General features: G+C 72.8%; 24 protein-coding genes, 1 pseudogene and 1 riboswitch. Of the genes and pseudogenes, 19 read left to right on the plus strand and 6 right to left on the minus strand.

Annotated features, from left to right (window positions below; all coding sequences use genetic code 11):
- Window positions 1-13 precede the first annotated feature (13 nt).
- Genes PV350_RS15055 through PV350_RS15065 form a run of 3 tightly spaced genes read left to right on the plus strand, consistent with a single transcriptional unit; the run spans window position 14 to window position 3,299 of the window.
- Window positions 14-1,432 (plus strand): DUF6421 family protein, encoded by a 1,419-nt coding sequence (locus tag PV350_RS15055; RefSeq protein WP_500334256.1) that lies wholly within the window; start codon window positions 14-16, stop codon window positions 1,430-1,432.
- Window positions 1,433-1,458: 26 nt separating this feature from the next.
- Entirely contained in the window at window positions 1,459-2,223 is a 765-nt protein-coding gene (locus tag PV350_RS15060) for an SDR family oxidoreductase (RefSeq protein WP_499517009.1), read from the plus strand.
- A complete protein-coding gene (locus tag PV350_RS15065; protein WP_499515517.1) occupies window positions 2,220-3,299 on the plus strand; it encodes a threonine aldolase family protein in 1,080 nt (359 codons plus the stop codon). The genes PV350_RS15060 and PV350_RS15065 overlap by 4 nt, the downstream gene beginning before the upstream one ends.
- 78 nt (window positions 3,300-3,377) lie before the next feature.
- Here PV350_RS15065 and PV350_RS15070 read toward each other — a convergent pair whose 3' ends face one another.
- Window positions 3,378-3,647, minus strand: a complete 270-nt coding sequence (locus PV350_RS15070) for a chaplin (protein WP_499515518.1) — start codon at window positions 3,645-3,647, stop codon at window positions 3,378-3,380.
- Window positions 3,648-3,684: 37 nt separating this feature from the next.
- On the minus strand, window positions 3,685-4,857 hold the full coding sequence (locus tag PV350_RS15075) for a sialidase family protein (protein ID WP_500334258.1): 1,173 nt from the start codon (window positions 4,855-4,857) through the stop codon (window positions 3,685-3,687).
- A gap of 292 nt (window positions 4,858-5,149) precedes the next feature.
- On the opposite strand from PV350_RS15075, the gene PV350_RS15080 reads away from it, so the two are divergent.
- Entirely contained in the window at window positions 5,150-6,544 is a 1,395-nt protein-coding gene (locus PV350_RS15080) for a C39 family peptidase (RefSeq protein WP_499515520.1), read from the plus strand.
- Window positions 6,545-6,563: 19 nt separating this feature from the next.
- Here PV350_RS15080 and PV350_RS15085 read toward each other — a convergent pair whose 3' ends face one another.
- Window positions 6,564-8,480 (minus strand): M48 family metallopeptidase, encoded by a 1,917-nt coding sequence (locus PV350_RS15085; RefSeq protein WP_500334260.1) that lies wholly within the window; start codon window positions 8,478-8,480, stop codon window positions 6,564-6,566.
- Window positions 8,481-8,559: 79 nt separating this feature from the next.
- Complete coding sequence (locus PV350_RS15090) at window positions 8,560-10,227, minus strand: IclR family transcriptional regulator domain-containing protein (protein ID WP_500334262.1); 1,668 nt, start codon at window positions 10,225-10,227, stop codon at window positions 8,560-8,562.
- A 137-nt stretch (window positions 10,228-10,364) separates the two neighbouring features.
- Here PV350_RS15090 and PV350_RS15095 point away from each other — a divergent pair, with 137 nt between their 5' ends.
- The 11 genes from PV350_RS15095 (at window position 10,365) to PV350_RS15145 (ending at window position 20,428) form a co-directional block, all read left to right on the plus strand.
- Entirely contained in the window at window positions 10,365-11,135 is a 771-nt protein-coding gene (locus tag PV350_RS15095; protein WP_500334264.1) for a CoA transferase subunit A, read from the plus strand.
- Complete coding sequence (locus PV350_RS15100) at window positions 11,135-11,791, plus strand: CoA transferase subunit B (RefSeq protein ID WP_499515524.1); 657 nt, start codon at window positions 11,135-11,137, stop codon at window positions 11,789-11,791. Before PV350_RS15095 ends, PV350_RS15100 begins: the two co-directional genes overlap by 1 nt.
- Window positions 11,788-12,981, plus strand: coding sequence for a thiolase family protein (locus tag PV350_RS15105; protein WP_500323335.1), 1,194 nt, complete (start codon window positions 11,788-11,790; stop codon window positions 12,979-12,981). Before PV350_RS15100 ends, PV350_RS15105 begins: the two co-directional genes overlap by 4 nt.
- Before the next feature lie 11 nt (window positions 12,982-12,992).
- Window positions 12,993-13,775: a protocatechuate 3,4-dioxygenase subunit beta gene (gene pcaH, locus PV350_RS15110; protein WP_499515526.1), complete on the plus strand. Its 783-nt coding sequence runs from the start codon at window positions 12,993-12,995 to the stop codon at window positions 13,773-13,775.
- Window positions 13,772-14,344: a protocatechuate 3,4-dioxygenase subunit alpha gene (gene pcaG, locus PV350_RS15115; protein WP_499515527.1), complete on the plus strand. Its 573-nt coding sequence runs from the start codon at window positions 13,772-13,774 to the stop codon at window positions 14,342-14,344. The genes pcaH and pcaG overlap by 4 nt, the downstream gene beginning before the upstream one ends.
- Complete coding sequence (gene pcaB, locus PV350_RS15120) at window positions 14,313-15,743, plus strand: 3-carboxy-cis,cis-muconate cycloisomerase (protein WP_500334266.1); 1,431 nt, start codon at window positions 14,313-14,315, stop codon at window positions 15,741-15,743. The genes pcaG and pcaB overlap by 32 nt, the downstream gene beginning before the upstream one ends.
- Before the next feature lie 154 nt (window positions 15,744-15,897).
- Window positions 15,898-17,073: a bifunctional 3-oxoadipate enol-lactonase/4-carboxymuconolactone decarboxylase PcaDC gene (gene pcaDC / locus PV350_RS15125; protein ID WP_500334268.1), complete on the plus strand. Its 1,176-nt coding sequence runs from the start codon at window positions 15,898-15,900 to the stop codon at window positions 17,071-17,073.
- 8 nt (window positions 17,074-17,081) lie between these two features.
- Window positions 17,082-18,263: a 4-hydroxybenzoate 3-monooxygenase gene (locus tag PV350_RS15130; protein ID WP_500334270.1), complete on the plus strand. Its 1,182-nt coding sequence runs from the start codon at window positions 17,082-17,084 to the stop codon at window positions 18,261-18,263.
- 82 nt (window positions 18,264-18,345) lie between these two features.
- The gene (locus tag PV350_RS15135) at window positions 18,346-19,056 is read left to right on the plus strand and encodes a molybdopterin-dependent oxidoreductase (RefSeq protein ID WP_500334271.1); all 711 of its coding nucleotides are present in this window, start codon (window positions 18,346-18,348) and stop codon (window positions 19,054-19,056) included.
- Window positions 19,040-19,714, plus strand: coding sequence for a cytochrome b/b6 domain-containing protein (locus PV350_RS15140; RefSeq protein WP_500334272.1), 675 nt, complete (start codon window positions 19,040-19,042; stop codon window positions 19,712-19,714). The genes PV350_RS15135 and PV350_RS15140 overlap by 17 nt, the downstream gene beginning before the upstream one ends.
- Before the next feature lie 264 nt (window positions 19,715-19,978).
- Complete coding sequence (locus PV350_RS15145) at window positions 19,979-20,428, plus strand: phospholipase (RefSeq protein ID WP_500323349.1); 450 nt, start codon at window positions 19,979-19,981, stop codon at window positions 20,426-20,428.
- A gap of 62 nt (window positions 20,429-20,490) precedes the next feature.
- Here PV350_RS15145 and PV350_RS15150 read toward each other — a convergent pair whose 3' ends face one another.
- Window positions 20,491-20,988 carry a peptidylprolyl isomerase gene (locus PV350_RS15150; protein ID WP_499515533.1) on the minus strand — a complete coding sequence of 166 codons (498 nt, stop codon included), beginning with the start codon at window positions 20,986-20,988 and terminating at the stop codon, window positions 20,491-20,493.
- A 93-nt stretch (window positions 20,989-21,081) separates the two neighbouring features.
- Here PV350_RS15150 and PV350_RS15155 point away from each other — a divergent pair, with 93 nt between their 5' ends.
- Entirely contained in the window at window positions 21,082-21,714 is a 633-nt protein-coding gene (locus PV350_RS15155) for a GNAT family N-acetyltransferase (protein WP_500334274.1), read from the plus strand.
- A gap of 67 nt (window positions 21,715-21,781) precedes the next feature.
- Here PV350_RS15155 and PV350_RS15160 read toward each other — a convergent pair whose 3' ends face one another.
- Complete coding sequence (locus PV350_RS15160; protein WP_499515535.1) at window positions 21,782-22,789, minus strand: aldo/keto reductase; 1,008 nt, start codon at window positions 22,787-22,789, stop codon at window positions 21,782-21,784.
- Between the two features lie 633 nt (window positions 22,790-23,422).
- Window positions 23,423-23,614, plus strand: a riboswitch (cyclic di-AMP (ydaO/yuaA leader).
- A gap of 2 nt (window positions 23,615-23,616) precedes the next feature.
- Here PV350_RS15160 and PV350_RS15165 point away from each other — a divergent pair.
- The 3 genes and pseudogenes from PV350_RS15165 to PV350_RS15175 form a co-directional block, all read left to right on the plus strand.
- Window positions 23,617-24,753, plus strand: coding sequence for a transglycosylase family protein (locus tag PV350_RS15165; RefSeq protein WP_499515536.1), 1,137 nt, complete (start codon window positions 23,617-23,619; stop codon window positions 24,751-24,753).
- A gap of 205 nt (window positions 24,754-24,958) precedes the next feature.
- Window positions 24,959-25,774, plus strand: coding sequence for an SAM-dependent methyltransferase (locus tag PV350_RS15170; RefSeq protein ID WP_499515537.1), 816 nt, complete (start codon window positions 24,959-24,961; stop codon window positions 25,772-25,774).
- Window positions 25,771-26,064: pseudogene (locus PV350_RS15175) on the plus strand (GGDEF domain-containing protein); the annotation flags it as partial. The gene PV350_RS15170 and the pseudogene PV350_RS15175, both read left to right, overlap by 4 nt.

Below are 26,064 nucleotides of genomic sequence, written 5' to 3' on the forward strand. Positions count from 1 at the left end.
CGAAGGAGGGGTCATGACGGAAATTCTGTCGCCGGCAGCGGCATCGATGGACAGCACAGCCACCAGCGAGACCGGTGTGTCCGGCGGCGGCATTGTCCGGCATCCGGCGTGGGCGGTCCTGAAGCAGGCGGTGGAGGAGATCCGTCCCTGGCAGAGCAAGGACGGCTCGGTCGACTTCTCCGCGGAGGGTGCGCCCGGGCGCGCCGCCGTCGAGAGCGCCCTGGACCGGGTGGTCCGCGCCGTCGAGGACCTCTCCCCGCTCGTGCCGCACGACAAGGCCTACCACGAGGCCCTGGTCGTGGACCTGCGCCGCTGGGCCGAGGGCGGCTTCGCGGTGCCGGACTTCCTCGACTCGCTGCTGGCCTTCCACCCCGCGGCCGACCGCCAGGACGGCCTGGAGCACCTCGTGGTGTTCCCGATGTACACGCAGAACGGCAACCCGGACCGCAACCTGGAGGCCGTCGCGCTGCGCGTCGTCTGGCCGCAGTGGCTGTCCGAGCTGGAGCGCACCCGCTACGACAACCCCCTCTTCGTGCCGATCACCTTCCAGGACTTCACCCCCGGGTACGACACGAACTCCGCGGTGCTCTTCCCCGAGACCGTCGCCGTCCGCGAGGCGCCCGAGCGCTTCACCTGGGGCGGCATCTTCTGCGACCGGGAAGCCGCCCGCTTTCGCGCCGTGAGCCGCGCCGCCGTGGACACCCTCGGTCTCTCGCTCCCCGAGGACGCCGAGGAACTGCTGGCGGACCAGGACCTCAGCCAGCAGACCTTCACGCTGTGGGACATGATCCACGACCGCACGCACAGCCACGGCGACCTGCCCTTCGACCCCTTCATGATCAAGCAGCGGCAGCCGTTCTGGATGTACGGCCTGGAGGAGCTGCGCTGCGACCTCACGACCTTCAAGGAGGCCGTGAAGCTGGAGGCCGAGGGCCACGGCATGGGCCGCTACGTCCAGTACGCGATCCTCTTCGACCGCCTCTTCCGCTTCCCGGTGACCGGAGACCGCGTCCGCAACTACGACGGTCTGGGCGGCCAGCTGCTCTTCGCGTACCTGCACAAGCACGACGCCGTACGCTGGACGGACAACAAGCTCCACATCGACTGGCAGCGCGCCCCGCAGGTGACCAACCAGCTGTGCGCCGAAATCGAGAAGCTGTACCGGGACGGCATCGACCGCCCCAAGCTCGTGCACTGGTTCGCCGCCTACGACCTCGTCGCCGGCTACCTCTCGCCGCACCCCGGTTCGGTCTGGGCCAAGGGCCCGGAGGCCCTGGACCTCGACCAGCCGCCGCGGAAGCTCGTGGACGACGTGCTGCCGGACGAATTTCCGCTCAGCATGTTCTACGAGGCCCTGGCCAAGAAGCTGCGTGATGTGATCGCCTCGACCAAGGGCATCACGGCCCGCGGCACGGGTCAGGTGGCCGCGTGACCGATCCAGGCGAGGAGGCGGCGGAGATGACGGAAGCCAACGAGGCGGCCAGGGGACCCCTGGCCGGAGCCGTGATCGCGGTGGCAGGGGCCGGCGGCCCCGCCGGACGCGCGACGCTGCAGCGGCTCGCCCGTGCCGGTGCCTGGGTCATCGCCGCGGACGCCAACCCGGAGCGGCTCGCCGAGGCCGTCGACCTGGCCCGCTTCGACGCGGGCGGCGCCGGGATCACCGGGGACATCGTCGACCTCCTCGACCTGGACGCCACCCGCGAGTGGGCGGGCCGGATCGAGAAGGAGCACGGCCGGATCGACGGCATGGTCCACCTGGTCGGCGGCTGGCGCGGCTCGGCATCCTTCCAGGAGACCGACCTCGCGGACTGGGACTTCCTGGAGAAGCTCCTCATCCGCACCGTCCAGAACACCTCGCTCGCCTTCCACGACGGGCTGCTCTCCAGCCCCTCCGGACGCTACGTGCTGATCAGCGCCGCCGGGGCCACCCAGCCCACCGCGGGCAACGCCGCGTACGCCGCCGCCAAGGCCGCGGCCGAGGCGTGGACGCTGGCCATGGGAGACTCCTTCCGCAAGCTCGCGGGGGAGCACGCCCCGACCGCCGCGGCCACCGTGCTGGTGATCAAGGCCCTGGTGCACGAGCAGATGCGCAAGGAGCGCCCGAACGCCAAGTTCGCTGGCTTCACCGATGTGACCGATCTGGCCGACGCCATCGCGGACGTGTGGAACCGGCCCGCCGAAGAAGTGAACGGAACCCGCCAGTGGCTGACACCCCGTCCGTGACCGCACCCCCGACCGACGCGGTCCGGCACCACGACCCCCGCGTCCGGGGCTTCGCCAGCGACAACTACGCGGGCGTCCATCCCGAGGTGCTGGCGGCGATCGCCCTCGCCAACGGCGGCCACCAGGTCGCCTACGGCGAGGACGACTACACCGCCCACCTGCAGGAGGTCTTCCGCGGCCACTTCGGCCCGCGGGCCGAGGCCTTCCCGGTCTTCAACGGCACCGGTGCGAACGTCGTGGCCCTGCAGGCGCTGACCGAGCGCTGGGGCGCGGTCGTCTGCGCCGCCTCCGCCCACATCCACGTGGACGAGGGCGGCGCCCCGGAACGGATGGGTGGCCTGAAGCTGCTCACCGTGCCCACCCCGGACGGCAAGCTCACCCCCGAGCTGATCGACCGGGAGGCCTGGGGCTTCGACGACGAGCACCGCGCGCAGCCGCAGGTCGTCTCGATCACGCAGTCCACCGAACTGGGCACCTGCTACACGCCCGAGGAGATCCGCGCGATCTGCGACCACGCCCACGATCGGGGCCTCGCCGTCCACCTCGACGGCTCGCGGATCGCCAACGCCGCGGCCACCCTCGGGGTGCCGCTGCGGGAGTTCACCACCGACGCGGGCGTGGACGTCCTCTCCTTCGGCGGCACCAAGAACGGGCTGCTGCTGGGCGAGTGCGTCGTGGTGCTGAACCCGGAGCGGGTGCGGGCGATGAAGCACCTGCGGAAGCTGTCCATGCAGCTCGCCTCCAAGATGCGCTTCGTCTCGGTGCAGTTCGAGGCGCTGCTCGCCGGTGACCTGTGGCTGCGCAGCGCCGGTCACGCCAACGCGATGGCCCGGCGCCTGGAGTCGGCCGTCCGCGCCGTCGAGGGCGTCACCGTCGTCCGCCCCGTCCAGGCCAACGCGGTCTTCGCGCGGCTGCCGCGTGAGGTCAGCGAACGGCTGCAGAAGCGCTACCGCTTCTACTTCTGGGACGAGTCGACCGGTGAGGTCCGCTGGATGTGCTCGTTCGACACGACCGAGGAGGACGTGGATTCCTTCGCGGCGGCGCTGGCCGAGGAAATGGCCGCCCATTCCGCCTGAATCCGAAAAGCCGGAGGGGCGTACGGGATTTCCCGTACGCCCCTCCGTGCTTTCCGTGTCCCGCGTGGGGGCACCGGATCACGAATTGACGCAGACGTTGCCGAGCGCGGGGTTGAGCAGCCCGATGGCGTTGATGGTGTTGCCGCACAGGTTGATCGGCACGCTGACCGGGATCTGGATGACGTTGCCGCTGGCGACACCGGGCGAGCCGACGGCGGCGGCCTGGGCCGAGGCACCGCCGTGGCCGTAGCCGCGACCGTGGTCGGTCGCGCCGGCGGCGCCTGCGGCGCCCATCACGGTGGCGCCGGCGACAGCGGTCAGGGCCGCGGCCTTCGCGATGCGCATCATTCGTTCTCCTTGTGGACGATCGCTCTGTGGACCCTGATCAACGACCCCTGATGGCACCGGATGTGGGAATCCACCCGTTCGGGCCTTGCGTCAACCGGGCAAACGTCAACGACTCGTAGGGGGAGGTGATCCCGGTCTCGTAGAGCAGACCGACCGTGCCGTCGGCGAGTTCGACGAGGTCGGAGTAGGCCGCGGGACGTTCGCTGACGGGGGGTTCGGACGTCCACGAGGCGCCCTGGTCCCCGCTGACCCGGAGGGTCATCCTGCGGCGTTTCGCGGGGTCGGCCGGGCCCGAGTACAGCAGCGCCCCGTCCCGGGTGCGCAGGACGCTGCCCTGCACCTCGGGACCTTCCAGGGCGCCCTGCGGCCGGAAGATGCCGTCCACGCTGAGCCCGCCGTCGGAGCTGTAGGCGTCGGCGCGGGTGGGGGCGGAGAACCCGCGGTCGTCACGGCTGTTGATGTAGACCCGGCCGCCGGGGAGTTCGGCCATCGTGCTCTCGTTGAGGTTCAGCCAGTCGCCGGGGAGCGCCTGGACGAAGCCGATGTGCCAGTCCTGGCCGCCGTTGTCGCTGTAGAGCGCGTGGGCGCCGTGCATCGTCACGCCGGCGAGGACGGACGTGTGGTTGGCGGGCACCAGCAGGCGTCCGGCGTGCGGGCCGCTCCTCAGGGCGATGGCGTGCCCCGGACCTGTCGCGTACCAGCGCCAGTTGGCGGGTTTGACCTCGGAGGTGATGTCGCGGGGCGGGGACCAGGTCAGGCCGCCCGAGTCGCTGTGCAGTTCGTAGACGAGCCGTTCCGGGCCGGTGTCGCGGCAGATCAGCAGCACGACGCGCCCGGTGCGGGGATCCACCACCGGGGCGGGGTTGCCGAAGGTCTCGGTTCCGGCGTCGGCGATCATCTGGAGCGGCTCCCAGGTGCAGCCGCCGTCGTAGGAGCGCCGGAGCACGACGTCGATGTCACCGTCGTCCGCACCCGAGTTGCGGCGCCCCTCGGCGAAGGCGAGGACGGTGGTCCCGCCGATGCGTACGACCGCCGGGATGCGGAAGGTGTGGTACCCCTGCGTCCCGGACCGGAAGGGCACCGACGTCGTGCAGGCGGCCGGGAGTGGTGTGGCCGCCTCGCCCTCGGACGCCTGCCACCCGGCGGCCCCGGTGAGCAGCAGGGCGAGGCCGGCCAGCGTGCGTCTGCCCCTGGCGGCGGCGAGTGTCATCGGGCGATTCCTCCGGGCGGCGTGCGGTCGGCCAGCGGCGCCACATTCTCACCGGTCGGCCCGAGTCGCCGTATGACACTCCGTTCGATGCCTTTCCGGTAGTTCAATATGAGGAATTAGGCCGAAACGGCGGCGGATATGCTTGACGGTTTACCGGGTCCCGTCTTTGTCTGTGTCAGAGGTATCGACCAATGAATATGCCCGGATCCTTTCGGGGGCGCTGGTCGAAGAGCCCGCGTGGAGCGATAGTTGTGCACCTGTCGTCCATGCCCATGACAGGGGGACACCCGCCATGACCCGACCGACCCCACGTCGTACGGTGCTGGCAGCCGCCATCGCGGCGGCAGCCGCGGCGACGACCGCCCCGCGAGCCTTCGCCGCGTCCGGCGCGGACGACTGCGACCTGGCCGACGACGTGGTGGGCAGGCCGGGCGCCCACGACGGCGACGTGGCCGCCGTGGACTACCGGGCCTGGACGCGATGGGCCGACTGGCACCGCGGACGGGGCTCCGGCACCGGCGTCGTGCCCGGCCCCCGCCCCGGCGTGGCGATCCTGCGGCCCACCGGCACGATGGAGTACACCGACCCGCACACCCGGATCACCGCGACGTGGGAGACCGCCACCTGGACCTCCCCCGAGCACACCCCGCGGCACCCGGCGACCGAGATCGTCGCCTCCTGGAACGCCCGCACGCCACCCGGCACCTGGATCCAGGTCGAGCTGGGCGCCAGGTACACCGACGGCAGCCGGTCCCCCTGGTACGTGATGGGCCGCTGGGCCTCGGGCGACGCCGACATCAAGCGCACCTCCGTCGACGACCAGAGCGACGGCAGGAGCAGCGTCTGGACCGACACCCTCTCCGTCGACGACCCCGCCTCGGGCCTGCGGCTCGCCTCGTACCGCCTGCGGCTCACCCTGCTGCGCACCCCCGGCTCCCGGGTCACCCCCACCGTCTGGCGGCTCGGCGCCATGGCCTCCGACGTCCCGGACCGCTTCACGGTGCCGGCGTCCGTGCCGGGCGTGGCAAGGGGGGTCGAACTGCCCGTGCCGCGCTACTCGCAGGAGATCCACAAGGGTCAGTACCCGCAGTACGACAACGGTGGCGAGGCCTGGTGCAGCCCGACGGGCTCCCAGATGGTCATCGAGTACTGGGGCCGCGAGCCGGCCGCCGCCGACCTGGCCTGGGTCGACCCCTCCTACGTGGACCCCCAGGTCGACCACGCCGCCCGCTACACCTACGACAGCCAGTACGAGGGCTGCGGCAACTGGCCGTTCAACGCGGCCTACGCGGCCACGTACCACGACATGGTCGCCGTCATCACCCGGCTGCGCGGCCTGAACGACATCGAACTGCTGATCAGGGCCGGCATCCCGGTGATAACGTCCCAGTCCTTCCTCGCCTCCGAACTCGACGGCGCGGGGTACGGGACCTCCGGGCACCTGATGTGCGTCATCGGCTTCACCGCCGACGGCGACGTCATCGCCAACGACCCCGCGAGCCCCGACGACGCCTCGGTGCGCCGCGTCTACAAGCGGTCGCAGTTCGAGACCATCTGGCTGAGGACGAAGCGGTACACCGCCGACGGGCAGCTGCGCAGCGGCACGGGCGGCGTCTGCTACCTCTACTGGCCGCTGCGGCCCTCGGGCCGCCAGGCCCGGGCCCTGCAGCGGATCGGGGTGCTCTAGCCGGCTCCTGCGGCCGCGGTCAGCCGCCGGAGGGTATGGGTGCGAGCGGGCGCAGCGAGAAGCTGATGCTCGGGACGGGCAGCAGGCTCGGCAGGCGGGTCGGGTAGACCGGGTAGGTCGGGCGGTACGAGGGGAAGGCCGTCCGCCAGTCCTGGGCCGGCTGGTAGCCGGTCGCGCCGGGCAGGCCCGGGCCGCACTCCAGAGTGCCGTTGACGACGTGGCAGGGCGTCCCGCCGGGCGACGGCGTCGTGTCGTCACCGCCGCCGGCGACCGCCACGACGATCCCGACGAGGGCGGCGGCGCCGACCGTCACGAACCCGACGCGGGTCTGGTGCTTCCTCTGCTGCTCCGCGTCTGGGTCCACCACGGTCGTGAACCGCCATCCTTGGAACGACGGGCCCTTCGCGTCGCCCGGTTCCTCCGCGAGCCACGGATGCGCCGGATCGGGCGGTCCCGAGCGGTCGGGGTCCACGTCCAGGAGCGTGAGGTGGAGCCGCAGCCGGTCGAGTTGGGGCGGCTCGGAGAGCGCCTCCGTGACGAGCACGCGCAGCCCGTCGTCGGCCAGGCCGTCGCAGACCAGACGGGTGCTCCCGCCCCACAGGGGGACCCAGGCGGCCCGCCCCTCCCGGAGCAAGGTGTGGCCCACCAGCGCGTGCAGCGACTGCGCCAGCTCCTCGCCGGTGCCGTCGAACTCCCGGGCCAGCGCGCCCGGTCCGTCGTCGGCGAGCAGGCGCAGCACGGTGTCCAGCCCCGGAAGCCGCTCCCCGGTCGCGCGCGACGCGGCACGCAGGAGGTCCCAGGCACGCGTGCCCGCCACGCGGTTGGCGGAGAGCTCGATCCAGCGCTCCCACGGGACGGTCGTCCGGCTGTGGGCCAGTGGACCGCGCAGTTCCCCGAGCACACGTCCCACGTCCCCGGGGAGCAGCCGGAGCGCGCCGCTCCCGTCGTCCTCCCCGGGCGGGGCGTCGAGCTCCCGCAGACGGCGCAGCCTGAGACCGAGCGGCGGGTGCGAGTCGCGCCGGTGCGAGCGGACGCGGTCGTCGTCCACCGGTACACGCCGGACGCCCAGCTCGCCGAGGAGCGAACGGAACGCCAGGTAGGGGTTGTCGGGGTGCATCCCCACCAGGGCGGCCGGATTGAGCCACTCCTGCTGGAACCTCCGCCACGCCACCGCGGTGCCGTGCGTCGCGCGCAGCGCCGACGCCGTCACCTCGCGCCCGGCCAGGCGCGCGGCCGTGCGGTCCGCCTCCAGCTCCTGGCGGCGTCGTACCGCGAAGGTGAGCCACCGGAAGACCAGCGCGTACAGCCGTACGGAGCCGCGCACCACGAGGTGCGGGAGGGAGAACCACCTCGTCCCGGTGTTCCACTGGCCGAGGGTCGTGGCCAGGGCGGCGTCGCACCGGTACGCGACGGCCCCGAAGCGCGTGTGACGGTGGGAGAAGTGGCCGAACTCGTGGGCCAGCACGGCCCTCAGCTCCGCGTGGGTGAGGCTCGCCAGCAGGGGCAGGCCCAGGTGGAGCCGGCGCTGCCCGGACAGCAGGCCGAGCGCCGCCCCGTCCTCCGACACGGACGCGTTGACGTCCCCGGTCAGCAGCAGCACGTCAGGCGGGCGCGCCCCGACCTGCCAGGCGATGCCGGTGGCCAACTCCCACAGCGCGGGGGCCTCTTCGCGCGACACCGGTACCGCGTCCGCCCGCAGCGGCGCCGCCCGGGTGATCGCGCCCAGCCCCTGGACGATGCTCAGCAGCAGCGGGACGGCGGCGGCCGCGACGATGACACCGCGCATGGCGAGGTCGGCGTGACCGTCCCGGGCCGCGAGCAGGAAGAGGCCGAGCAGACCCAGCACGCCGAGCCCGAGCCCGCCGATCAGCACGACCAGACCCGCCAGCAGCACGATCGCCAACAGCGCCCGTAACGACGCCCACACCGCGCTCATCGGTCACCCCCCTCGCGTCCCCCTTGTCCCTCGATGATGCCCGCTCGCGGACGGCGTGGACCACTTGTCCACAGGCCCCTCAGCCGACCGGTACGCGCGCGTAGCGGCCCACCACGCACAGGTCGTCGCCGATGCGCTCGGCGGCCTCGAGGAGCGGGGGCAGCAGTTCGGAGCGCGACTGCTCCACGGAGCGGCGGCTGGCGTGCATGGAGACGTTGACCGCGGCCACCACCCGGCCGCCGCGGTCGCGGACGGGGACGGCGATGGACCGCAGGCCCTCCTCCAGCTCCTCGCTGACCAGGGCGTGCCCCTCGGCGGCGACCTCGTCGAGGACGCGGGCCAGGCGCGGTGCGTCCGTGACGGTGTGCCGGGTCAGCCGTGTGAAGCCGGTGCGCGCGAGGTGTGCCGCGCGTTCCCGGGCGGGCAGCCCCGCCAGCAGGACGCGGCCCATCGCGGTGGCGTAGGCGGGGAAGCGGGTGCCGACCGTGATGTTGACGCTCATGATGCGGACGGTGGGCACGCGCGCCACGTACTGGATGTGCTCGCCGGACAGCACCGCCATCGACGCGGAGTCGTGCACCGCCCCGACCAGTTCGACCAGATGGGGCCGGGCGATCTCGGGGAGCGTCAGCCGCGACAGGTGGGCGCAGCCCAGCTCCAACACGTGCGGGGTGAGCCGGAAGAGGCGGCCCTCGGAGGCGACGTAGCCCAGGTGCTCCAGGGTGATGAGGGAGCGCCGCGCGGTGGCGCGGGCCAGCCCGGTGGCCTCGGCGACGGCGGTGAGGGGGAGTTCGGCCCGGCCCCCGCCGAAGGCGGTGAGCACGGCGAGCCCGCGGGCCAGGGACTCCACGAACTCCGGCCCGAGCTCCTGCTTGGAGGCCCGTGTCCAGGCGGCGGGCGAGGGTGACGCGTCGGTGGGGGAGGGGGCGGGGGCGTCGGCGGGCCGTGAGAGGGCGTCCTCCATGGCCGCGACCGTCTCGCGCAGCCGGGGCAGCATGGCCTCGCGCAGCGACCCGGCGCTGTGCCTGCTGGTGTGGCTGACCACGCTCACCGCGCACACCGGCTGCCCGGCGGTGTCCCGTACGGGCACGGCGACGGCGATCAGTCCCGGTTCGATCAGCTGGTCGTCCGCCGACCAGCCGTGGGTGCGCGCGGCGGCGACCCGCTCCGGGAAGGAGGCGGCGGCGTCCCCGTGTCCGCGGGGCAGTGCGGGGAAGCCGGTGTCCTGCGGGTCCGCCGCGCGGCGGTGGCGCCACCTCTCCCATCCGGCGTCGTCCCAGTCGCCGGCGAAGAGCGCCCCGGGGGCGCCGCGCTCGGCCGGCAGCTGGTCGCCGATGCGGAAGGTCAGGGACATCGCACGGCGCCGGGTCGCCTGGTGGACGAAGCGGACCCCGTCGCCGTCCGGCACGGCGATGGACACGGACTCGTCCAGGCCGTCGGCGAGGGCGTCGGCGAGCGGTCCCAGCAGGTCGGGGAAGCGGCTGGCGGCGAGGTAGGCGTTGCCGAGTTCCATCAGCCGGGGGGCGAGGACGGCGTCCCGGCCCTCGACCCGCAGGTACCCGGTGCGGACGAGCGTGCTGACCACCCGGTCCACCGTGGACCGCGCCAGGCCGGTGGCCCGCACGAGGTCGCCGACCGAGCGCCGGCCGTCGGCCGCGGCCAGCTCGCGCAGCACCGCCAGTCCCCGGACGAGGGGGCCGACGGCCTCCTGCGGCGGGGGAGCGGTCGCGGTGGTCAGCGGTGTCATCAGCACTCCAGCGTGGCGGAACGTCGTCGAAACCGTACCGCCCCGGAACGTTGACAGAGCGGGCGCCCGAGGATCAGACTCGGGCACGAGCAATTGTGAACTTAAGTTCACTGGACGAACGAGAAGGTGGGCGCAGGATGGACAAGGTGGTCGCCTCGGCCGCTGAGGCCGTAGCGGACGTCCGGGACGGCGCGTCCCTGGCGGTCGGCGGCTTCGGCCTGAGCGGCGTGCCGAACACGCTGGTCCAGGCCCTCTACGAAGCCGGGGTCAGCGGTCTCGCCGTCGTCTCCAACAACTGCGGAGCCCTCGACTCGGGCCTCGCGGTCCTGCTCGCCGCGCGCCGCATCGCCCGCGTCACCGGCAGCTACATCGGGGCCAACAAGGAGTTCGCCCGTCAGTACCTGGCCGGCGAGCTGGAGCTCGAACTGATCCCGCAGGGCACCCTGGCCGAGCGCCTGCGCGCCGGCGGCTGCGGCATCCCCGCCTTCTACACCCCGGCCGGCGTCGGCACCCAGGTCGCCGAGGGCGGCCTGCCCTGGCGCTACGACGGGGACGGAGGCGTGGCACTGGCCTCCGAGCCGAAGGAGGTGCGCGCGTTCGACGGCATCGAGTACGTCCTGGAGCGCGGCATCACCACCGACTTCGCGCTCGTCCGCGCCGCCAAGGGCGACCGCCACGGCAACCTGGTCTTCAACAAGGCCTCCCGCAACTTCAACCCGCTCGCCGCGATGGCCGGCCGGATCACCGTCGCTGAGGTCGAGGAGCTCGTCGAGCCCGGCGCGATCGACCCCGACCAGGTGCACCTGCCCGGCATCTTCGTCCAGCGCGTGGTGGCGCTCACCCCGGAGCAGGCCGCCGACAAGAAGATCGAATTCCGTACGGTCACGGCCAGGGAGGTGCGGGCCTGATGGCCTGGACACGCGACGAGATGGCCGCCCGTGCGGCCCGGGAACTGCGCGACGGCGAGTACGTCAACCTCGGCATCGGCCTGCCGACGCTGATCCCCAACCACCTCCCCGAGGGCGTCGAGGTCGTCCTGGAGTCCGAGAACGGCATCCTCGGCACCGGCCCCTTCCCGTACGAGGAGGAGGTCGACCCCGACCTGATCAACGCGGGCAAGGAGACCGTCACCGTCCTGCCCGGCGCGGCCTTCTTCGACTCCGCGCTGTCCTTCGGGATGATCCGCGGTGGTCACATCGACACCGCCGTGCTCGGCGCCATGCAGGTCTCCGCCCGCGGCGACCTGGCGAACTGGGCCGTCCCCGGCAAGCTCGTCACCGGCATCGGCGGCGCGATGGACCTGGTGCACGGCGCCCGGCGGGTCATCGTCACCATGACCCACACCGCCAAGGACGGCAGCCCCAAGATCCTCCGGGAGTGCGCGCTGCCGCTCACCGGCCGGGCCTGCGTGGACCGGATCATCACCGACCTGGGCGTCCTCGACGTCACCGACGGGGGACTCGTCCTCGTGGAGACCGCCCCGGGCGTCACCACGCAGGAGATCCTGGACAAGACCGCGGCCCCGGTGCACGTCGCCGTCGCCGCAGAAGGGAGCGCCCGATGAGCGGGCAGCTGCGTGAGGTGTACGTCGTCGACGCCGTCCGTACCCCGGTCGGCAAGTACGGCGGCGCCCTGTCAGGAGTGCGTCCCGACGACCTCGCGGCGCACGTCGTGGCCTCGCTGGTGGCCCGTACGCCCGAGCTCGACCCGGCCCGGATCGACGACGTCTTCTTCGGTGACGCCAACGCCGCGGGCGAGGACAACCGCAACGTCGCCAGGATGGCCGCACTGCTCGCCGGGCTGCCCGTCACCGTGCCCGGCACCACGGTCAACCGGCTCTGCGGCTCCGGCATGGAGGCCGTGATCCAGGCCGCCCGCGCCGTGGCCGTCGGCGACGTCTCCGTCGCCATCGCCGGCGGTGTGGAGTCCATGAGCCGCGCCCCCTGGGTGCTGCCCAAGCCCGAACGCGCCTTCCCGGCGGGCCATCAGGAGCTGTACTCCACCACCCTCGGCTGGCGCATGGTCAACCCGAGGATGGACCCGCGGTGGACCATCCCGCTCGGCGAGAGCGCGGAGCTGATCGCCGACCGGCACGGCATCACCAGGGAGCAGCAGGACGCCTTCGCCGTCGCCAGCCACGAGAAGGCGGCCCGCGCCTGGAAGGACGGCCTGTACGAGGCCGAGGTCGTCCCGGTCGACGGCGTGGACCTGCCGCGCGACGAGACGATCCGCGACACCACCTCCATGGAGGCGCTCGCCCGCCTCAAGCCCGCCTTCCGCAAGGACGGCGGCACCGTCACCGCGGGCAACTCCTCGCCCCTCAACGACGGGGCGGCCGCGCTGCTCGTCGTCGACGAGGAGGGCCTGAAGGCCACCGGCCGCGAGCCGCTCGCGCGCATCCGCGCCTCGGCCGTCACCGGCATCGAGCCCGACTACTTCGGCCTCGCCCCCGTCGAGGCCGTCCGCAAAGCGCTGGCCAAGGCCGGCAAGGGCTTCGGCGACCTCAGCACCGTCGAGCTCAACGAGGCCTTCGCCTCGCAGGTGCTCGGCTGCCTCGCCGGATGGCCCGAGCTCGACCCCTCGATCGTCAACCCGCGCGGCGGCGCCATCGCCGTCGGCCACCCGCTCGGTGCCTCCGGCGCCCGCATCGCCGGCGCCGTCGCCCACCAGCTCGCGGCCGCGGGCTCGGGCACCGGCCTCGCCGCCCTGTGCATCGGCGTCGGGCAGGGCCTCGCCCTCGTCCTGGAAAGGTAGGAGCCCTCCGCATGAGCAGCCCCCCCACCCAGGGCGAGATCTCCGCAGAGATCGCCGACGAGCGCGCGGCCTACGCCAAGCGACGTGCCGACGGCGGCGCCGCCGAGGACCACCCCGACCGGGGCTACGCGCCCTACCGGAGCAGCGTCCTGCGGCATCCCGAGCGCCCGTTGGTGGCGGCGGGGGCGGCGGCCGGCGACCCCGAGGCCGTGGAGCTCTCGGGCCCGGTCTTCGGCGTCACCGACGTCACCGCCCTCGACCACGACCTGACGCGGCAGCACCAGGCCGAGCCGCTGGGCGAGCGCATCAAGGTCACCGGGCGCGTCCTGGACCGAGCGGGCCGGCCCGTGCGCGGCCAGCTCGTCGAGATCTGGCAGGCCAACGCCTCCGGTCGCTACGCGCACCAGCGGGACGACCATCCCGCCCCGCTGGACCCCAACTTCACGGGCGTCGGCCGCACCCTGACCGGGGACGACGGCACCTACGAGTTCGTCACCATCAAGCCCGGCGCCTACCCCTGGCGCAACCACATCAATGCCTGGCGCCCGGCCCACATCCACTTCTCGCTCTTCGGCCCGGCGTTCACCCAGCGCCTGGTCACCCAGATGTACTTCCCCGGGGACCCGCTCTTCGCCTACGACCCGATCCTGCAGTCCGTCACCGACGACTCGGCCCGGCAACGGCTGGTCGCGACGTACGACCACGACCTGTCCACCCCCGAATGGTCGCTCGGCTACCGCTGGGACATCGTCCTGGACGGCCCGGCCGCCACCTGGATCGAGGAGGGCCGATGAGCGGCGAGGCACCCGCCCCCACGCCCTCGCAGACCGTGGGCCCCTTCTACGGATACGCGCTGCCGTTCCCCCAGGGCGGCGACCTCGCCCCCGCCGGGCACCCGGACACCGTCACCGTCCACGGCTGGGTCTACGACGGCGCCGGGCAGCCCGTCCCCGACGCGCTCATCGAGGTCTGGCAGCCCGCCCCCGACGGCTCCCGGCACGGCGCCCCCGGTTCGCTGCGCCGCGACCAGGTCACCGGGGCGGTCCTGGGGCGCGACGGACTGGTCTTCACCGGCTTCGGGCGCATCGCCACCGACGCGGACGGACACTACGTGATCCGCACGTTCCCGCCCGGCGGCGTCCCGTACCTCTCGCTGATCGTCTTCGCCCGCGGTCTCCTCCACCACCTGCACACCCGGGTCTACCTCGGCGACGCCGAGGGGGACCCGCTGCTCGGCTCCCTGGAGCCGCAGCGGCGCGCCACCCTGGTCGCCACTCCGGAGGGCGGGCGCGTCCACCGCTTCGACGTCCGGCTCCAGTACGACGGAGTGCATGAGGAGACGGTCTTCCTTGCCTTCGACTGACCCCGCCGCGGACGTCGGCCTGCTCTCCCCGGTCCGGGCCGGGTCGGCCGCCGAGGAGGCGACCGGGGACGCAGCCTTCGTCCGGGGCATGCTCGACGCGGAGGCCGCACTGACCCGGGCGCAGGCCGCGCTGGGGCTCGCGCCGGCGTCCGCGGCGGCCGCGGTGACCGCGGCCGCTGCGGAGCCAGGCCGGTTCGACCCGCGCGACCTCGCGCTACGCGCCCGGGCCGGCGGCAATCCGGTGATCCCGCTGGTCGCCGACCTGACCGAGGCGGTGGGGGAGCGGGACGCGAACGCCGCCCCCTATGTGCACCGCGGCGCCACCAGCCAGGACATCCTGGACACCGCGGCGATGCTCGTCGCGTCCCGCGCGCTGCGCCCCGTCCTGGACGACCTCGCCGCCGCGGCCGGCGCGTTCGGACGGCTCGCCACGGAACACCGCGACACCCCGATGGCGGGACGCACGCTGACGCAGCACGCCGTCCCCACCACCTTCGGACTCAAGGCGGCCGGCTGGCGCTCCCTCGTCCTGGACGCGTACGACCGGCTGACCGCCGTCCGCGGCGACCTGCCCGCGCAACTCGGCGGTGCCGCCGGCACGCTCGCCGCCTTCGGCGCCTTCGCCGAGGCGGACGGCACCGCCCCCGGCGCGAGCGCCGCCGCCGCTCCGCGGCTCCTCGCCGCCTACGCCGCCGAGACCGGGCTGGCGGAGCCCGTTCTCCCCTGGCACACCCTGCGGACGCCCATCGCCGATCTCGCCGGGGCACTCGCCTTCGCGGCGGGCGCGCTGGGCAAGGTCGCCGCCGACGTACTGGTGCTGTCGCGCACCGAGATCGGCGAGGTCACCGAGGGCGCCGGCGGCGGTTCCTCGGCCATGCCCCACAAGGCCAACCCCGTCCGCGCCACGCTCATCGCCGCCACGGCCCGCCAGGTGCCGGCGCTCGCCGCCGTGCTGTGCGGCTCCCTGGCCGCGGAGGACGAACGCCCGGCCGGCGCCTGGCACGCCGAATGGCAGCCCCTGCGCGAGGCGTTGCGCCTCGTCGGCGGCGCCGCCCGGGACGCCGCCGGACTCGCCGCGGGCCTGCGCGTCCACCCGCACCGCATGCGCGAGACCCTCGGCACCACGGGCGGTCTGGTGGTCACCGAACGTCTCGCCGCGGCCCTGACCGCTCTCATGGGCCGCGGCGAGGCCAAGTCCGCGCTCGCACGGGCCTCCAGACGCGTCGCCGAGGAGGGGATCGCCCTCGACGACGCCCTGGCGCAGGACCCGGCCCTCGGCGGCCTCCTCCCCGAGGGACGCCTCCGGGAGCTCACCGACCCCACCCGCTACACGGGGGCGGCCGGCGCGCTCGTCGACCGCGCCTTGCGCCGCCCCGGCCCCGCGGGGACGTCCTCGTGACCGCCCCCGCCCCCTTCCGCGACCCGGGCCGATCGGGGTACGCCATGTCCGGGGGACGTCGGACCCGGGCGGGCGCCCGCCCGGCCGCCGGGCCGTGCAAGGGCGCCGTGACACCGCCGTACGCACCCGTCAGCACCATCCGCGAGGAGCCCGCATGAGCACGCCGTACGAGGCCGTGGAGCCCCGACTGCCGCACCACCGGGTCGACGGCGCGCCGGGCCTGCCGCCGCTGATCCTCGGGCCGAGCCTGGGCACCTCGCTCGCCGTGTGGGACCCGCAGGTCCCCGCCCTCGCCCGCGGCCACCGCGTCATCCGCTGGGACCTGCCCGGCCACGGTGGCAGCCCCGCCGCGCTGCTCCCGGAGGACGGCACGGTCGAGGACCTGGCCCGCTCGGTGCTGGCCCTCGCCGACGCGCTCGGCGCCGACCGCTTCGCCTACGCCGGCGTCTCCCTCGGCGGGGCCGTGGGGACCTGGCTTGCGATCCACCACCCCGAACGGGTCGCCGCGCTCGCGATCGTGTGCTCCTCCGCCGACTTCGGCGACCCGGAGGGCTGGCGGGAACGTGCCGCCCTGGTCAGGGCGAAGGGCACGGGACCCGTCGCCGACACCGCGGCCACCCGCTGGTTCACCCCGGAGTTCGCCGGCGACCCCGCCGTCGGCGCCCTCCTGGACGACCTGCGCGCCGCCGACCCGGAGGCGTACGCGACCCTCTGCGACGCCCTCGCCGCCTACGACGTACGCGCCGACCTGCCCCGGATCACCGCGCCCACCCTCGTCGTCGCGGGCCGCGGCGACCCGGCGACCCCGGTCGCGGACGCCCGTGTCCTGGCCGACGGCATCCCCGGCGCGAGCCTCACCGAGGTGGCGCACGCCGCCCACCTGGCCGGCGTCGAGCGTCCGGCCCCCGTCCTCGCGGCGCTCCTGCAGCACTTCGCCACCGAGCCGGCCGCCGACGACGGCGCCCGCCACACCGAGGGCATGGCCGTCCGCCGTGCCGTGCTCGGCGACGCGCACGTCGACCGGGCGGTCGCCCGCACCACCGCCTTCACCGCCCCCTTCCAGGACTTCATCACCCGCTACGCATGGGGCGAGATCTGGACCCGGCCGGGCCTGAGCCGCAGGACCCGCAGCTGCATCACCCTCACCGCGCTGGTGGCCCACGGCCACCTCGACGAGCTGGCGATGCATGTGCGCGCCGCGCGGCACAACGGCCTGACCTGGGAGGAGATCCAGGAGGTCCTGCTCCAGTCCGCCGTCTACTGCGGCGTTCCCGCGGCCAACGCCGCGTTCGCCGTGGCGAACCGCATCCTCGAGGAAGAAGAGGAGTAGGAGAACACATGCAGCACCACACCACCGTCGCCGTCGTCGGCGCCGGTCCCGCGGGCCTCCTGCTGGCCCGTCTGCTCCATCGCTCCGGCATCGACTGCGTCGTCCTGGAGAGCCGCGACCGCGAGTACGTCGAGCAGCGCCAGCGCGCCGGGATCTTGGAACAGGGCACGGTCGACGTGCTCCGCTCGTCCGGCGCGGGCGCGCGCCTGGACCGCGAGGGCCTGGTCCACGACGGCATCGAGCTGCGCTGGGACCGCCGCTCCCACCGCCTGGACTTCCCGGCCCTCACCGGCGGCCGGCGCGTGTGGGTCTACGCCCAGACCGAGGTGGTCAAGGACCTGATCGCCCTCCAGCTCCAGGACGGGGCGCCGCTGCTGTTCGGCGCCCATGTGCACGCGGTCGAGGGGGCCGACACGGACCGCCCGGTGGTCCGCTACCGCCACGAGGGCCGGGAGAAGACCCTCACCTGCGACTACGTCGTCGGCTGCGACGGCTTCCACGGCGTGACGCGCGCGGCGGTCCCGGAGCACGCCCGGCGGACGTACGAGCGGGTGTACCCCTTCTCGTGGCTGGGGATCCTCGCCGACGTCGCGCCGTCCTGCGAGGAGTTGATCTACGCACACTCGCCCCGCGGTTTCGCGCTGCACAGCATGCGCTCCCCCCAGGTCAGCCGGCTCTACCTGCAGGTGCCGGGCGGCACCGATCCCGCCGACTGGCCCGACGAGCGGATCTGGGACGAACTGGACGCCCGCTTCGCCGTCGACGGGGACTGGAAGCTGGAGCGCGGCCCCATCACCTCCAAGGCCGTGCTGCCGATGCGCAGCTTCGTGACCGAGCCGATGCGCTGGGGCCGCGTGCTGCTCGCCGGCGACGCCGCGCACATCGTGCCGCCGACCGGCGCCAAGGGCCTCAACCTGGCCGCCGCCGACGTCATCGTCCTGGCCCGTGCCCTCGCCGCCCAGGCGGAGACCGGTTCCACCGCCCTGCTCGACGCCTACTCCGACACGTGCCTGCGGCGGGTGTGGCGTGCCGAGCACTTCTCCTGGTTCATGACCACGACCCTGCACACCGACCCGGCGCAGAGCGACTTCGACACCCGGCTGCAGATCTCCCAGCTCGACAGGATCGCCGCCTCCCCGCACGCGGCGGCCGAACTCGCCGAGAACTACGCGGGCCTGGAGATCGGCTAGCCCGGGACCGGACCTCTTACGCCTTGCTTACGTGCGGCCCCGGCCGTCCGCAACCACCTCGCGCGGGCTTACGGTGAGGGGTATGGAAGGCAAGGGCACGCCGGTCGGCCGGCGCGTGGTACTCGGGATGCTCGGGCTGGGCGCGCTGGGGGTGGCGTTCGGCAGCCGCGCGCAGGACGGCCTGGACTCGGCGCTCTCCCAGGTGGCGGGGAAGGACCCCACCGGGCTCAGCGGACTGCTCCCCGGGGGCGGCGGCTTCCGCATCTACAACGTGGCGGACTCCGTTCCCCACCGGGACGCGACCGACTACCGCCTCACCGTCTCCGGCCTGGTCGACCGGAAGGCCACCCACACCCTGGCCGACCTGCGGGCGATGCCGCAGACCAGGATGGTGCGCGACGTGCAGTGCGTGACCGGGTGGCGCGTGCCGGGCACGCCCTTCGAGGGGGTTCGGCTGTCCCACCTCCTCGACCTCGCGGGCGTGCAGGACGGTGCCGGCGCCGTGCGCTTCACCTGCTTCGACGGGGTCTACAGCGAGAGCCTCACCCTCGAACAGGCCCGCAGGGACGACGTCCTGGTCGCCCTGCGGATGCAGGACAAGCCGGTGACCACGGCCCACGGCGGCCCCGTGCGGCTCTACGTGGCGCCGATGTACTTCTACAAGTCCGCCAAGTGGCTCTCGGGCATCGAGGTCACCCAGGACGTGCGGCCCGGCTACTGGGAGCACTACGGCTACGACGTCGACGCCTGGGTCGGCCGCTCGAACGGACGCCACGATGACCCCACGTCCTGAGACCGTGCGCCGCTTCACCCGCGGCGAGCGCTGGGTGCACCGCAGCACGGCCGCCCTGATGCTGGTCTGCCTCTTCACGGCGGCGGCCCTCTACCTGCCCCCGCTCGCCGAACTCGTCGGCCGCAGGCGGCTGGTGGTCACCGTGCACGAATGGTCCGGCATCGCCCTGCCGCTGCCCGCCCTCGCGGGCCTCGCCTCCCGCGCCTTCCGGCGCGACCTGCGGCTGCTCAACCGGTTCGCCCCCTACGACCGGGACTGGCTGCGGGACGCGCTGCGTCGCGTCCCCCACCACCGGCGTGTGGCGGGGAAGTTCAACGCCGGGCAGAAGCTGTACGCGTCCTTCGCCGCGGGCGCGGTGCTCGTCATGCTCGGCACCGGGCTGCTGATGATGTTCCCGCACCTGAGCGGCTTGGTGTGGCGTACCGGCGCGACCTTCGTCCACGACTGGCTGGCCCTGGCGGTGGCCGTGGTGGTCGCGGGACACCTGTGGATGGCGGCCAACGACCCGCAGGCACGGCTGGGGATGCGCACCGGGTTCGTCACGCCGGAATGGGCGCGCCGCCACCATCCGCGGTGGGAGCGCACGGAGTCCGGGGACCCCGGGGAGCACGGAGGGTCCGGGGAGCACGGGGACCGGCCGCACACCCCCGTCGCCTGACGCCCCGTAGGGGCTGACGTGCGGCCCGCGGGCCCAGCGGGTCAGTGAACCAGACAACGGTGTCGGCCTCTTGACGTGCCGTCGACGTTCGCCGTCGGCGGCACGTCGTCATGTTCATGCAAGTTTTGCCGTCCGGCATCTACTCGCATAGACCCCTGGGGCCCCATTCTGGCTTCGCACACCAGTACCACCTGTTCGGTTCCGCATCCGGTTGCACCGCCATGCCCGCGCGCCACACCGCGCCCGTCAGTGACTGGAGTCCCCATGCGCCGAATCACGACCGGTTTCGCCGCCACCGCGGTCGCCGCCGTCGCCACCGTCGTCTTCACCGTCCCCGCCCAGGCCGCCCCCGCCGACAAGGCCCAGGTGCTCGCCGGTTGGACCCAGACCAGCGCCTCGAGCTACAACGCCTGGTGGTCCGCCCGCGGCAACCAGGGCGCCTGGGCCGCCTACGGCTTCGACTGGTCCACCGACTACTGCAGCAGCTCCCCGGACAACCCCTTCGGCTTCCCGTTCCAGAACTCCTGCGCCCGGCACGACTTCGGCTACCGCAACTACAAGGCGATGGGCTCCTTCTCCGCCAACAAGAGCCGCCTCGACAGCGCCTTCTACGAGGACCTCAAGCGCATCTGCGCCGGCTACAGCGGCGCCACCGCGACGGCCTGCAACAGCACCGCCTGGACCTACTACCAGGCGGTCAAGGCCTTCGGCTGAGCCCGTACGCCGAGCGGCCCGGCACCGGTCTTTCCGGTGCCGGGCCGCTTCGCGGAGCCGGGTCAGGCGACCGTACCGGACTTGGCGATCTCGACGCGGGCGCTGGTCGCGCCGGTGCGCGAGCCGAGCGACTCGATCTTCTTGACGACGTCCATGCCGTCGACGACCTCGCCGAAGACCACGTGCTTGCCGTCGAGCCAGTCGGTGACGATCGTGGTGATGAAGAACTGCGAGCCGTTGGTGTTCGGGCCCGCGTTGGCCATGGAGAGCTGGCCGGGCTTGGTGTGCTTGAGCTGGAAGTTCTCGTCGGCGAACTTCTCGCCGTAGATGCTCTTGCCACCGGTGCCGTTGCCGGCGGTGAAGTCGCCTCCCTGGAGCATGAAGTCGGGGATCACGCGGTGGAAGTGCGAACCCTCGAAACCGAAGCCGTGCTCGCCGGTGGCGAGCTCACGGAAGTTCCGCGCGGTCTTGGGGACCACGTCGTCGAACAGGGTGAACACGATCCGTCCGGCGGGCTCGCCGTCGATCGTGATGTCGAAGAACACGTCGTTGCTGTTCATGCCCCCATTTTCGCATCCGTGACGCCCGGCCTCCGACGCGCCCCGCGGAAACGCGCTTGACGGGTGACCCGGCCGGACACCAGCATCCGGGGCATGCCCGAACCCGTGACCCTGGAAGGCAAGCACGTCCGCCTGGAGCCGCTGAGCGCCGCCCACGTGGACGGGCTGCTGCGCGCCGCCGCCGAATCCCGCGACACGTACGCCTACACAAAGGTGCCGGCCGACCGCGAGGCGATGGCGCGCTACGTCGAGGAGGCTCTCCAGGACCAGGCGACCGGGGCCGCGCTCCCCTTCGCCGTACGGGACGTCCAGCGTGACGCCCTGATCGGCTCCACCCGGTTCCTCGACCTCGACCACTGGACGGCCACCCCCGCCTGGCCCGCCGGCCGCTCGGTGCCGCGCAGCGGCGCGGTGCCCACCGTCGCCGAGATCGGCAGCACCTGGCTCGCCGCCTCCGCCCAGCGCACCCCCTGCAACACCGAGGCGAAGCTGCTGCTGCTCACCCACGCGTTCGACGTGTGGGACGTGTTGCGCGTCACTTTGAAGACGGACGCGCGCAACGCGCGCTCCCGCGTGGCGATCGAGCGCATCGGCGGCCGCTTCGAGGGCATCCGCCGCGCCCACACCCTCGCCGTGGACGGCACCGTCCGCGACAGCGCGTACTACTCCATCCTCGCCGGCGAGTGGCCCGGCGTCCGCGGCGCGCTGGAGACCCGTCTCGCCTGAGCCCGGCACCGACGCGACCGGGCCGGCCCCCGCGGGGGCCGGCACGGTCCTGTGCGCGCGGCGGTCGTTACGGGATGCGGACGCCCGCCTCGGCCGAGAGGCGGTCGATCTCGGCGAGCTCTTCCGCGGTGAGCGGGCCCGCGTCGAGGGCGGCGAGGTTCTGGTCGAGCTGGGCGACGCTGCTCGCGCCGATGAGGACGGACACGACCCGCGGGTCGCGCAGCACCCAGCTCAGCGCCAGCTGCGCCAGGGTCTGGCCGCGCTCGCCGGCGAGCTTGTCGAGGGCGTGCAGGAAGGTGAGCTTCCGCTCGGTCAGGGCGTCGCGCTTGAGGAAGTGGCCCAGCGCCATCCGCGAGTCGGCCGGCACGCCCTGGAGGTAGCGGTCGGTGAGCTGGCCCTGGGCGAGCGGCGAGTACGCGATGAGCGCGGTGCCGGTGTCGCCGACGGCGTCGAGGACGCCGGCCTCCGGGTCGCGCTGGAGGATGCTGTAGGCGGCCTGGTGGATCAGCAGCGGGGTGCCCAGCTCGCGCAGGATCTCCGTCGCCCGGCGGTGCGCCTCGGCGGGGTAGTTGGAGATGCCGGCGTACAGGGCCTTGCCCTGGCGGACCGCGGAGTCCAGGGCGCCCATGGTCTCCTCCAGGGGCGTGTCCGGGTCGAAGCGGTGCGAGTAGAAGACGTCCACGTGGTCCAGGCCCATGCGGCCCAGCGACTGGTCCAGCGACGAGAGCAGGTACTTGCGGCTGCCCCACTCGCCGTACGGTCCCGGCCACATGTCGTACCCGGCCTTGGTGGCGATGAAGAGCTCGTCGCGGTACGGGCGGAAGTCCTGGGCGAAGAGGGTGCCGAAGTTGGCCTCGGCCGAGCCGGCGGGCGGGCCGTAGTTGTTGGCCAGGTCGATGTGGACCACGCCGCGGTCGACGGCGCGGCGCAGCACCGCGCGCTGGTTCTCCAGCGGCGAGGTGTCGCCGAAGTTGTGCCACAGGCCCAGGGACACGACGGGCAGCAGGACCCCGCTGCGCCCGGTCCTGCGGTATTCCATCGAGGCGTAGCGGTCGTCGGCGGCGAGGTAGGGCACGCGAGGGCTCCCGGGCGATGTAAGAAAATGTGCGGGATTGGGAGGCTACCGTCGCCCAATCGGCGCTGTCACGTCCGTTCTCCGGACGGCGGCCGTCGTGCACCTCCCGTTCTCGCCCCGCCGGAGGGGTGGTTGTGGCGCACGCCACACCGCGGAACGCACCGGAGCGGCCCGTCCGGGAATCGCGGACCCTCCTCGGCGGTTGGATCCGGGGGGCGTTCCTCCGGGGGGACCTCAGGACGACGCGGTCCGGGGCGGGTTGGACCGGAACACGTCCTGTCTTATCCGGCATTAAGTCGCCTAACCGGACATATGCGTCCACAGTGCATGCGTAGGGAATCGATGCGTGATGGGTGTCACGTGCCGAACACGCAGCGGAGGCCGCGGGCGACGCAACGTCGAATTTTCCCGTCGAATTTCACCGGGCGATATCGCGCAATTACCGTGGGCCAGTTTTCCGCCTACGCAGAGCGGACACTTCTCACGTAAAGTCACAGAACCGGATGATCGACTTGCGGTCCGCCGGGGGGCGTGATTCCGGTCCTTGCTCCGGGACGATTCCGTCGTTTAGCTTCCAGATCTCGCAGGACAAATTCCTGCGAGATTCTTCCGGGTAGAACGCCTAGTCCTGCCGCTGCCCGGACGCCGGATGACAAGACCGCACGGCAGGAGCGGGGGACCCAGGTAGTTTGCCGTTCCCGTTGGTCTCGGGACGGCTAGGGGTGAAGTCGCAGCGACATGCCTTTATTTGGCATGCCCCATTGCGGCCGGGCATCTCCAGCCCGAACCCGACAGCTTACCTCGCAGGCGTCGGAGAGGAATTCGGCATGCCCGGTAAGGGAAAGCACCGTCGTCCGCGGAACACCCGCATCACCCGCATCAGCGCGCTGGCCGGCACCACCGGCGCCGCCGTGGCGCTCCCGATCGTCGGCGCCACCGGTGCCCACGCCGCTCCCGTGAGCGTCTGGGACAAGGTCGCGGCCTGCGAGAGCACCAACAACTGGTCCATCAACACCGGTAACGGCTTCTACGGCGGGCTGCAGTTCACCCAGAGCACCTGGGCCGGCTTCGGCGGCACGAAGTACGCCCCGCGCGCCGACCTCGCGACCAAGGCGGAGCAGATCGCCGTCGCGGAGAAGGTCCTCGCGACCCAGGGTCCGCAGGCCTGGCCCGTGTGCGGTCCCAAGGCCGGTCTGACGAAGGCCATGGCCAACCCGTCGGCCACCCCGGGGAGCGTCTCCGGCACCGCCGCGAAGCCGGCCGCCAAGCCCGCCGCCCCCGCCAAGAAGGCCGCCACCGCCAAGCCGAAGAGCACCGGCGGCGCCTACAAGGTCGCCGGCGGCGACACCCTCTCCAAGATCGCCGACGCCCAGTCGGTCGAGGGCGGCTGGCAGAAGCTGTACGCGAACAACGAGTCGGTCATCGGCGGCGACCCGAACCTGATCTACCCGGGCCAGGTCCTGTCCCTGGGCGAGAAGGCCGCCGCCAAGAGCGCGCCCAAGGCCGCGAAGGCCGCTCCGGCCGCCAAGCCGGCCGCCGCCAAGGCCGCCAGCACCTCCGGCTACACCGCCCCGCTCGACCACGTCACCCTGGGCACCGCCTACCACCAGGCCGGTGCCATGTGGTCCAAGGGCTACCACACCGGTGTCGACTTCATCGCCTCGACCGGCACCAAGGTGAAGTCGATCGCCGGCGGCACCGTGGTCTCCGCGGGCTGGGGCGGCTCGTACGGCAACCAGGTCGTCGTCAAGCACGCCGACGGCCGGTACTCGCAGTACGCCCACCTGTCCTCGCTGTCGGTCTCGGCCGGCCAGTCGGTCTCCGCCGGTCAGCAGCTGGGCCTGTCGGGCGCCACCGGCAACGTGACCGGTCCGCACCTGCACTTCGAGGTGCGCACCACCCCCGACTTCGGCTCCGACATGGACCCGCTGGCGTACCTGCGCGCCCACGGCGTCAACGTCTGATCGAACTGATCCACCGTCATCCGGCGGTAGGCTGTGCCCTGTTCCCCGTTTGTAGGGAACAGGGCACATGCCTTTGGTCTGTGACCGAAAACGGATCGAATATTTCCATTTCTTGTGTCCTCTCGAACGGTCGGTCAGTAGCCTCTCTCGCACGTGGTCGTGTCCACGACCACTCATCCTGATCGCCGAAGAGCTGGAGCCGTTGATGGAACGCCCTGCCTGGGCCCCCCAGGGGATCGATCTTTCCGTGCCGAGCGTGTCCCGCATCTACGACTACTACCTGGGCGGCTCGCACAACTTCGAGGTCGACCGGGAGGCGGGACGGCGGGCCATCGAGGCCTTCCCGGGGCTGCCGAAGATCATGCAGGCCAACCGGGCGTTCATGCGCAGGGCCGTGCGTTACTCCGTCGACCAGGGCATCACCCAGTTCCTCGACATCGGCTCCGGCATCCCCACCTTCGGCAACGTCCACGAGGTCGCCCAGGCCGCCAGTCCCGGCGCGCACGTCGTCTACGTCGACCACGACCCGGTCGCCGTCGCCCACAGCCGTGCCGTGCTGGAGGGCCACGAGAACGCCGCCATCGTCGCCGCCGACCTGCGCTCGCCCCGCGACATCCTGGACAGCGCGCAGGTGCGCGGGCTCATCGACCTGGAGCGCCCGGTCGCGCTGCTGCTCGTCGCCGTCCTGCACTTCCTCGAGGACGCCGACGAACCGGCCAAGGCCGTGGCCGAACTGCGCGACGCCATCGCCCCCGGCAGCCTGCTGGTCGTCACCCACGCCTCGGTCGAGGGAGGCCCGCGCAGACCCGAGGAGGGGGAGCGGGTCGAGAACGTCTACCGCAGCGCGAGCTCGCCGCTGATCATGCGGTCGCGGGCCGAGGTCGAGCGCTTCTTCGACGGCTTCGACCTCGTCGAACCCGGCCTGGTCTCCGCGCCGTTGTGGCGCCCCGACGGCACGGACGACGACGAGCTCGACCCGGTCGTCTTCAGCGGGTTCGCGGGCGTCGGCCGCAAGGCGTGACCGTGAGCAGGGAGTCCGGCCCGGAGCCGGAGCCCGCCGACAGCCTGCGGCGCTTCGCGATCATCTGGAGCCGGGCGATCTACCCGGCCACCGCCACCTCCATGACACGCGGCGAGTTCGAGGAGTACCTGCTCCCGCTCGCCGCGCGTCTCGACGCCACGCTGCGCGCGCAGCCCTTCGACCCCCGCCCGGCCGCGGAGGTCGGCGCCGCGCTCGTGGCCGCGCACTGCACCGACCCCGAGGCGCTGCCCCGCATCCTCGACGTCGTCGACGCCTACCTGCTGCTGTAC

It is taken from the genome of Streptomyces sp. PA03-6a, from assembly GCF_033792765.1.
In the GTDB taxonomy this organism is placed as follows: Bacteria; Actinomycetota; Actinomycetes; order Streptomycetales; family Streptomycetaceae; genus Actinacidiphila.

Bases quoted from the DNA above. Each gene is read 5' to 3' on its own strand.
- PV350_RS15105 (WP_500323335.1), top strand. From the start codon at position 11,788: ATGAGCGGGCAGCTGCGTGAGGTGTACGTCGTCGACGCCGTCCGTACC.
- PV350_RS15060 (WP_499517009.1), top strand. From the start codon at position 1,459: ATGACGGAAGCCAACGAGGCGGCCAGGGGACCCCTGGCCGGAGCCGTG.
- PV350_RS15085 (WP_500334260.1), bottom strand. From the start codon at position 8,480: ATGAGCGCGGTGTGGGCGTCGTTACGGGCGCTGTTGGCGATCGTGCTG.
- pcaH (WP_499515526.1), top strand. From the start codon at position 12,993: ATGAGCAGCCCCCCCACCCAGGGCGAGATCTCCGCAGAGATCGCCGAC.
- pcaG (WP_499515527.1), top strand. From the start codon at position 13,772: ATGAGCGGCGAGGCACCCGCCCCCACGCCCTCGCAGACCGTGGGCCCC.
- PV350_RS15140 (WP_500334272.1), top strand. From the start codon at position 19,040: ATGACCCCACGTCCTGAGACCGTGCGCCGCTTCACCCGCGGCGAGCGC.
- PV350_RS15090 (WP_500334262.1), bottom strand. From the start codon at position 10,227: ATGACACCGCTGACCACCGCGACCGCTCCCCCGCCGCAGGAGGCCGTC.
- PV350_RS15070 (WP_499515518.1), bottom strand. From the start codon at position 3,647: ATGATGCGCATCGCGAAGGCCGCGGCCCTGACCGCTGTCGCCGGCGCC.
- PV350_RS15075 (WP_500334258.1), bottom strand. From the start codon at position 4,857: ATGACACTCGCCGCCGCCAGGGGCAGACGCACGCTGGCCGGCCTCGCC.
- PV350_RS15095 (WP_500334264.1), top strand. From the start codon at position 10,365: ATGGACAAGGTGGTCGCCTCGGCCGCTGAGGCCGTAGCGGACGTCCGG.
- PV350_RS15055 (WP_500334256.1), top strand. From the start codon at position 14: ATGACGGAAATTCTGTCGCCGGCAGCGGCATCGATGGACAGCACAGCC.
- PV350_RS15165 (WP_499515536.1), top strand. From the start codon at position 23,617: ATGCCCGGTAAGGGAAAGCACCGTCGTCCGCGGAACACCCGCATCACC.
- PV350_RS15135 (WP_500334271.1), top strand. From the start codon at position 18,346: ATGGAAGGCAAGGGCACGCCGGTCGGCCGGCGCGTGGTACTCGGGATG.
- PV350_RS15080 (WP_499515520.1), top strand. From the start codon at position 5,150: ATGACCCGACCGACCCCACGTCGTACGGTGCTGGCAGCCGCCATCGCG.
- PV350_RS15155 (WP_500334274.1), top strand. From the start codon at position 21,082: ATGCCCGAACCCGTGACCCTGGAAGGCAAGCACGTCCGCCTGGAGCCG.
- PV350_RS15150 (WP_499515533.1), bottom strand. From the start codon at position 20,988: ATGAACAGCAACGACGTGTTCTTCGACATCACGATCGACGGCGAGCCC.
- PV350_RS15145 (WP_500323349.1), top strand. From the start codon at position 19,979: ATGCGCCGAATCACGACCGGTTTCGCCGCCACCGCGGTCGCCGCCGTC.
- pcaB (WP_500334266.1), top strand. From the start codon at position 14,313: ATGAGGAGACGGTCTTCCTTGCCTTCGACTGACCCCGCCGCGGACGTC.
- pcaDC (WP_500334268.1), top strand. From the start codon at position 15,898: ATGAGCACGCCGTACGAGGCCGTGGAGCCCCGACTGCCGCACCACCGG.
- PV350_RS15170 (WP_499515537.1), top strand. From the start codon at position 24,959: ATGGAACGCCCTGCCTGGGCCCCCCAGGGGATCGATCTTTCCGTGCCG.
- PV350_RS15130 (WP_500334270.1), top strand. From the start codon at position 17,082: ATGCAGCACCACACCACCGTCGCCGTCGTCGGCGCCGGTCCCGCGGGC.
- PV350_RS15100 (WP_499515524.1), top strand. From the start codon at position 11,135: ATGGCCTGGACACGCGACGAGATGGCCGCCCGTGCGGCCCGGGAACTG.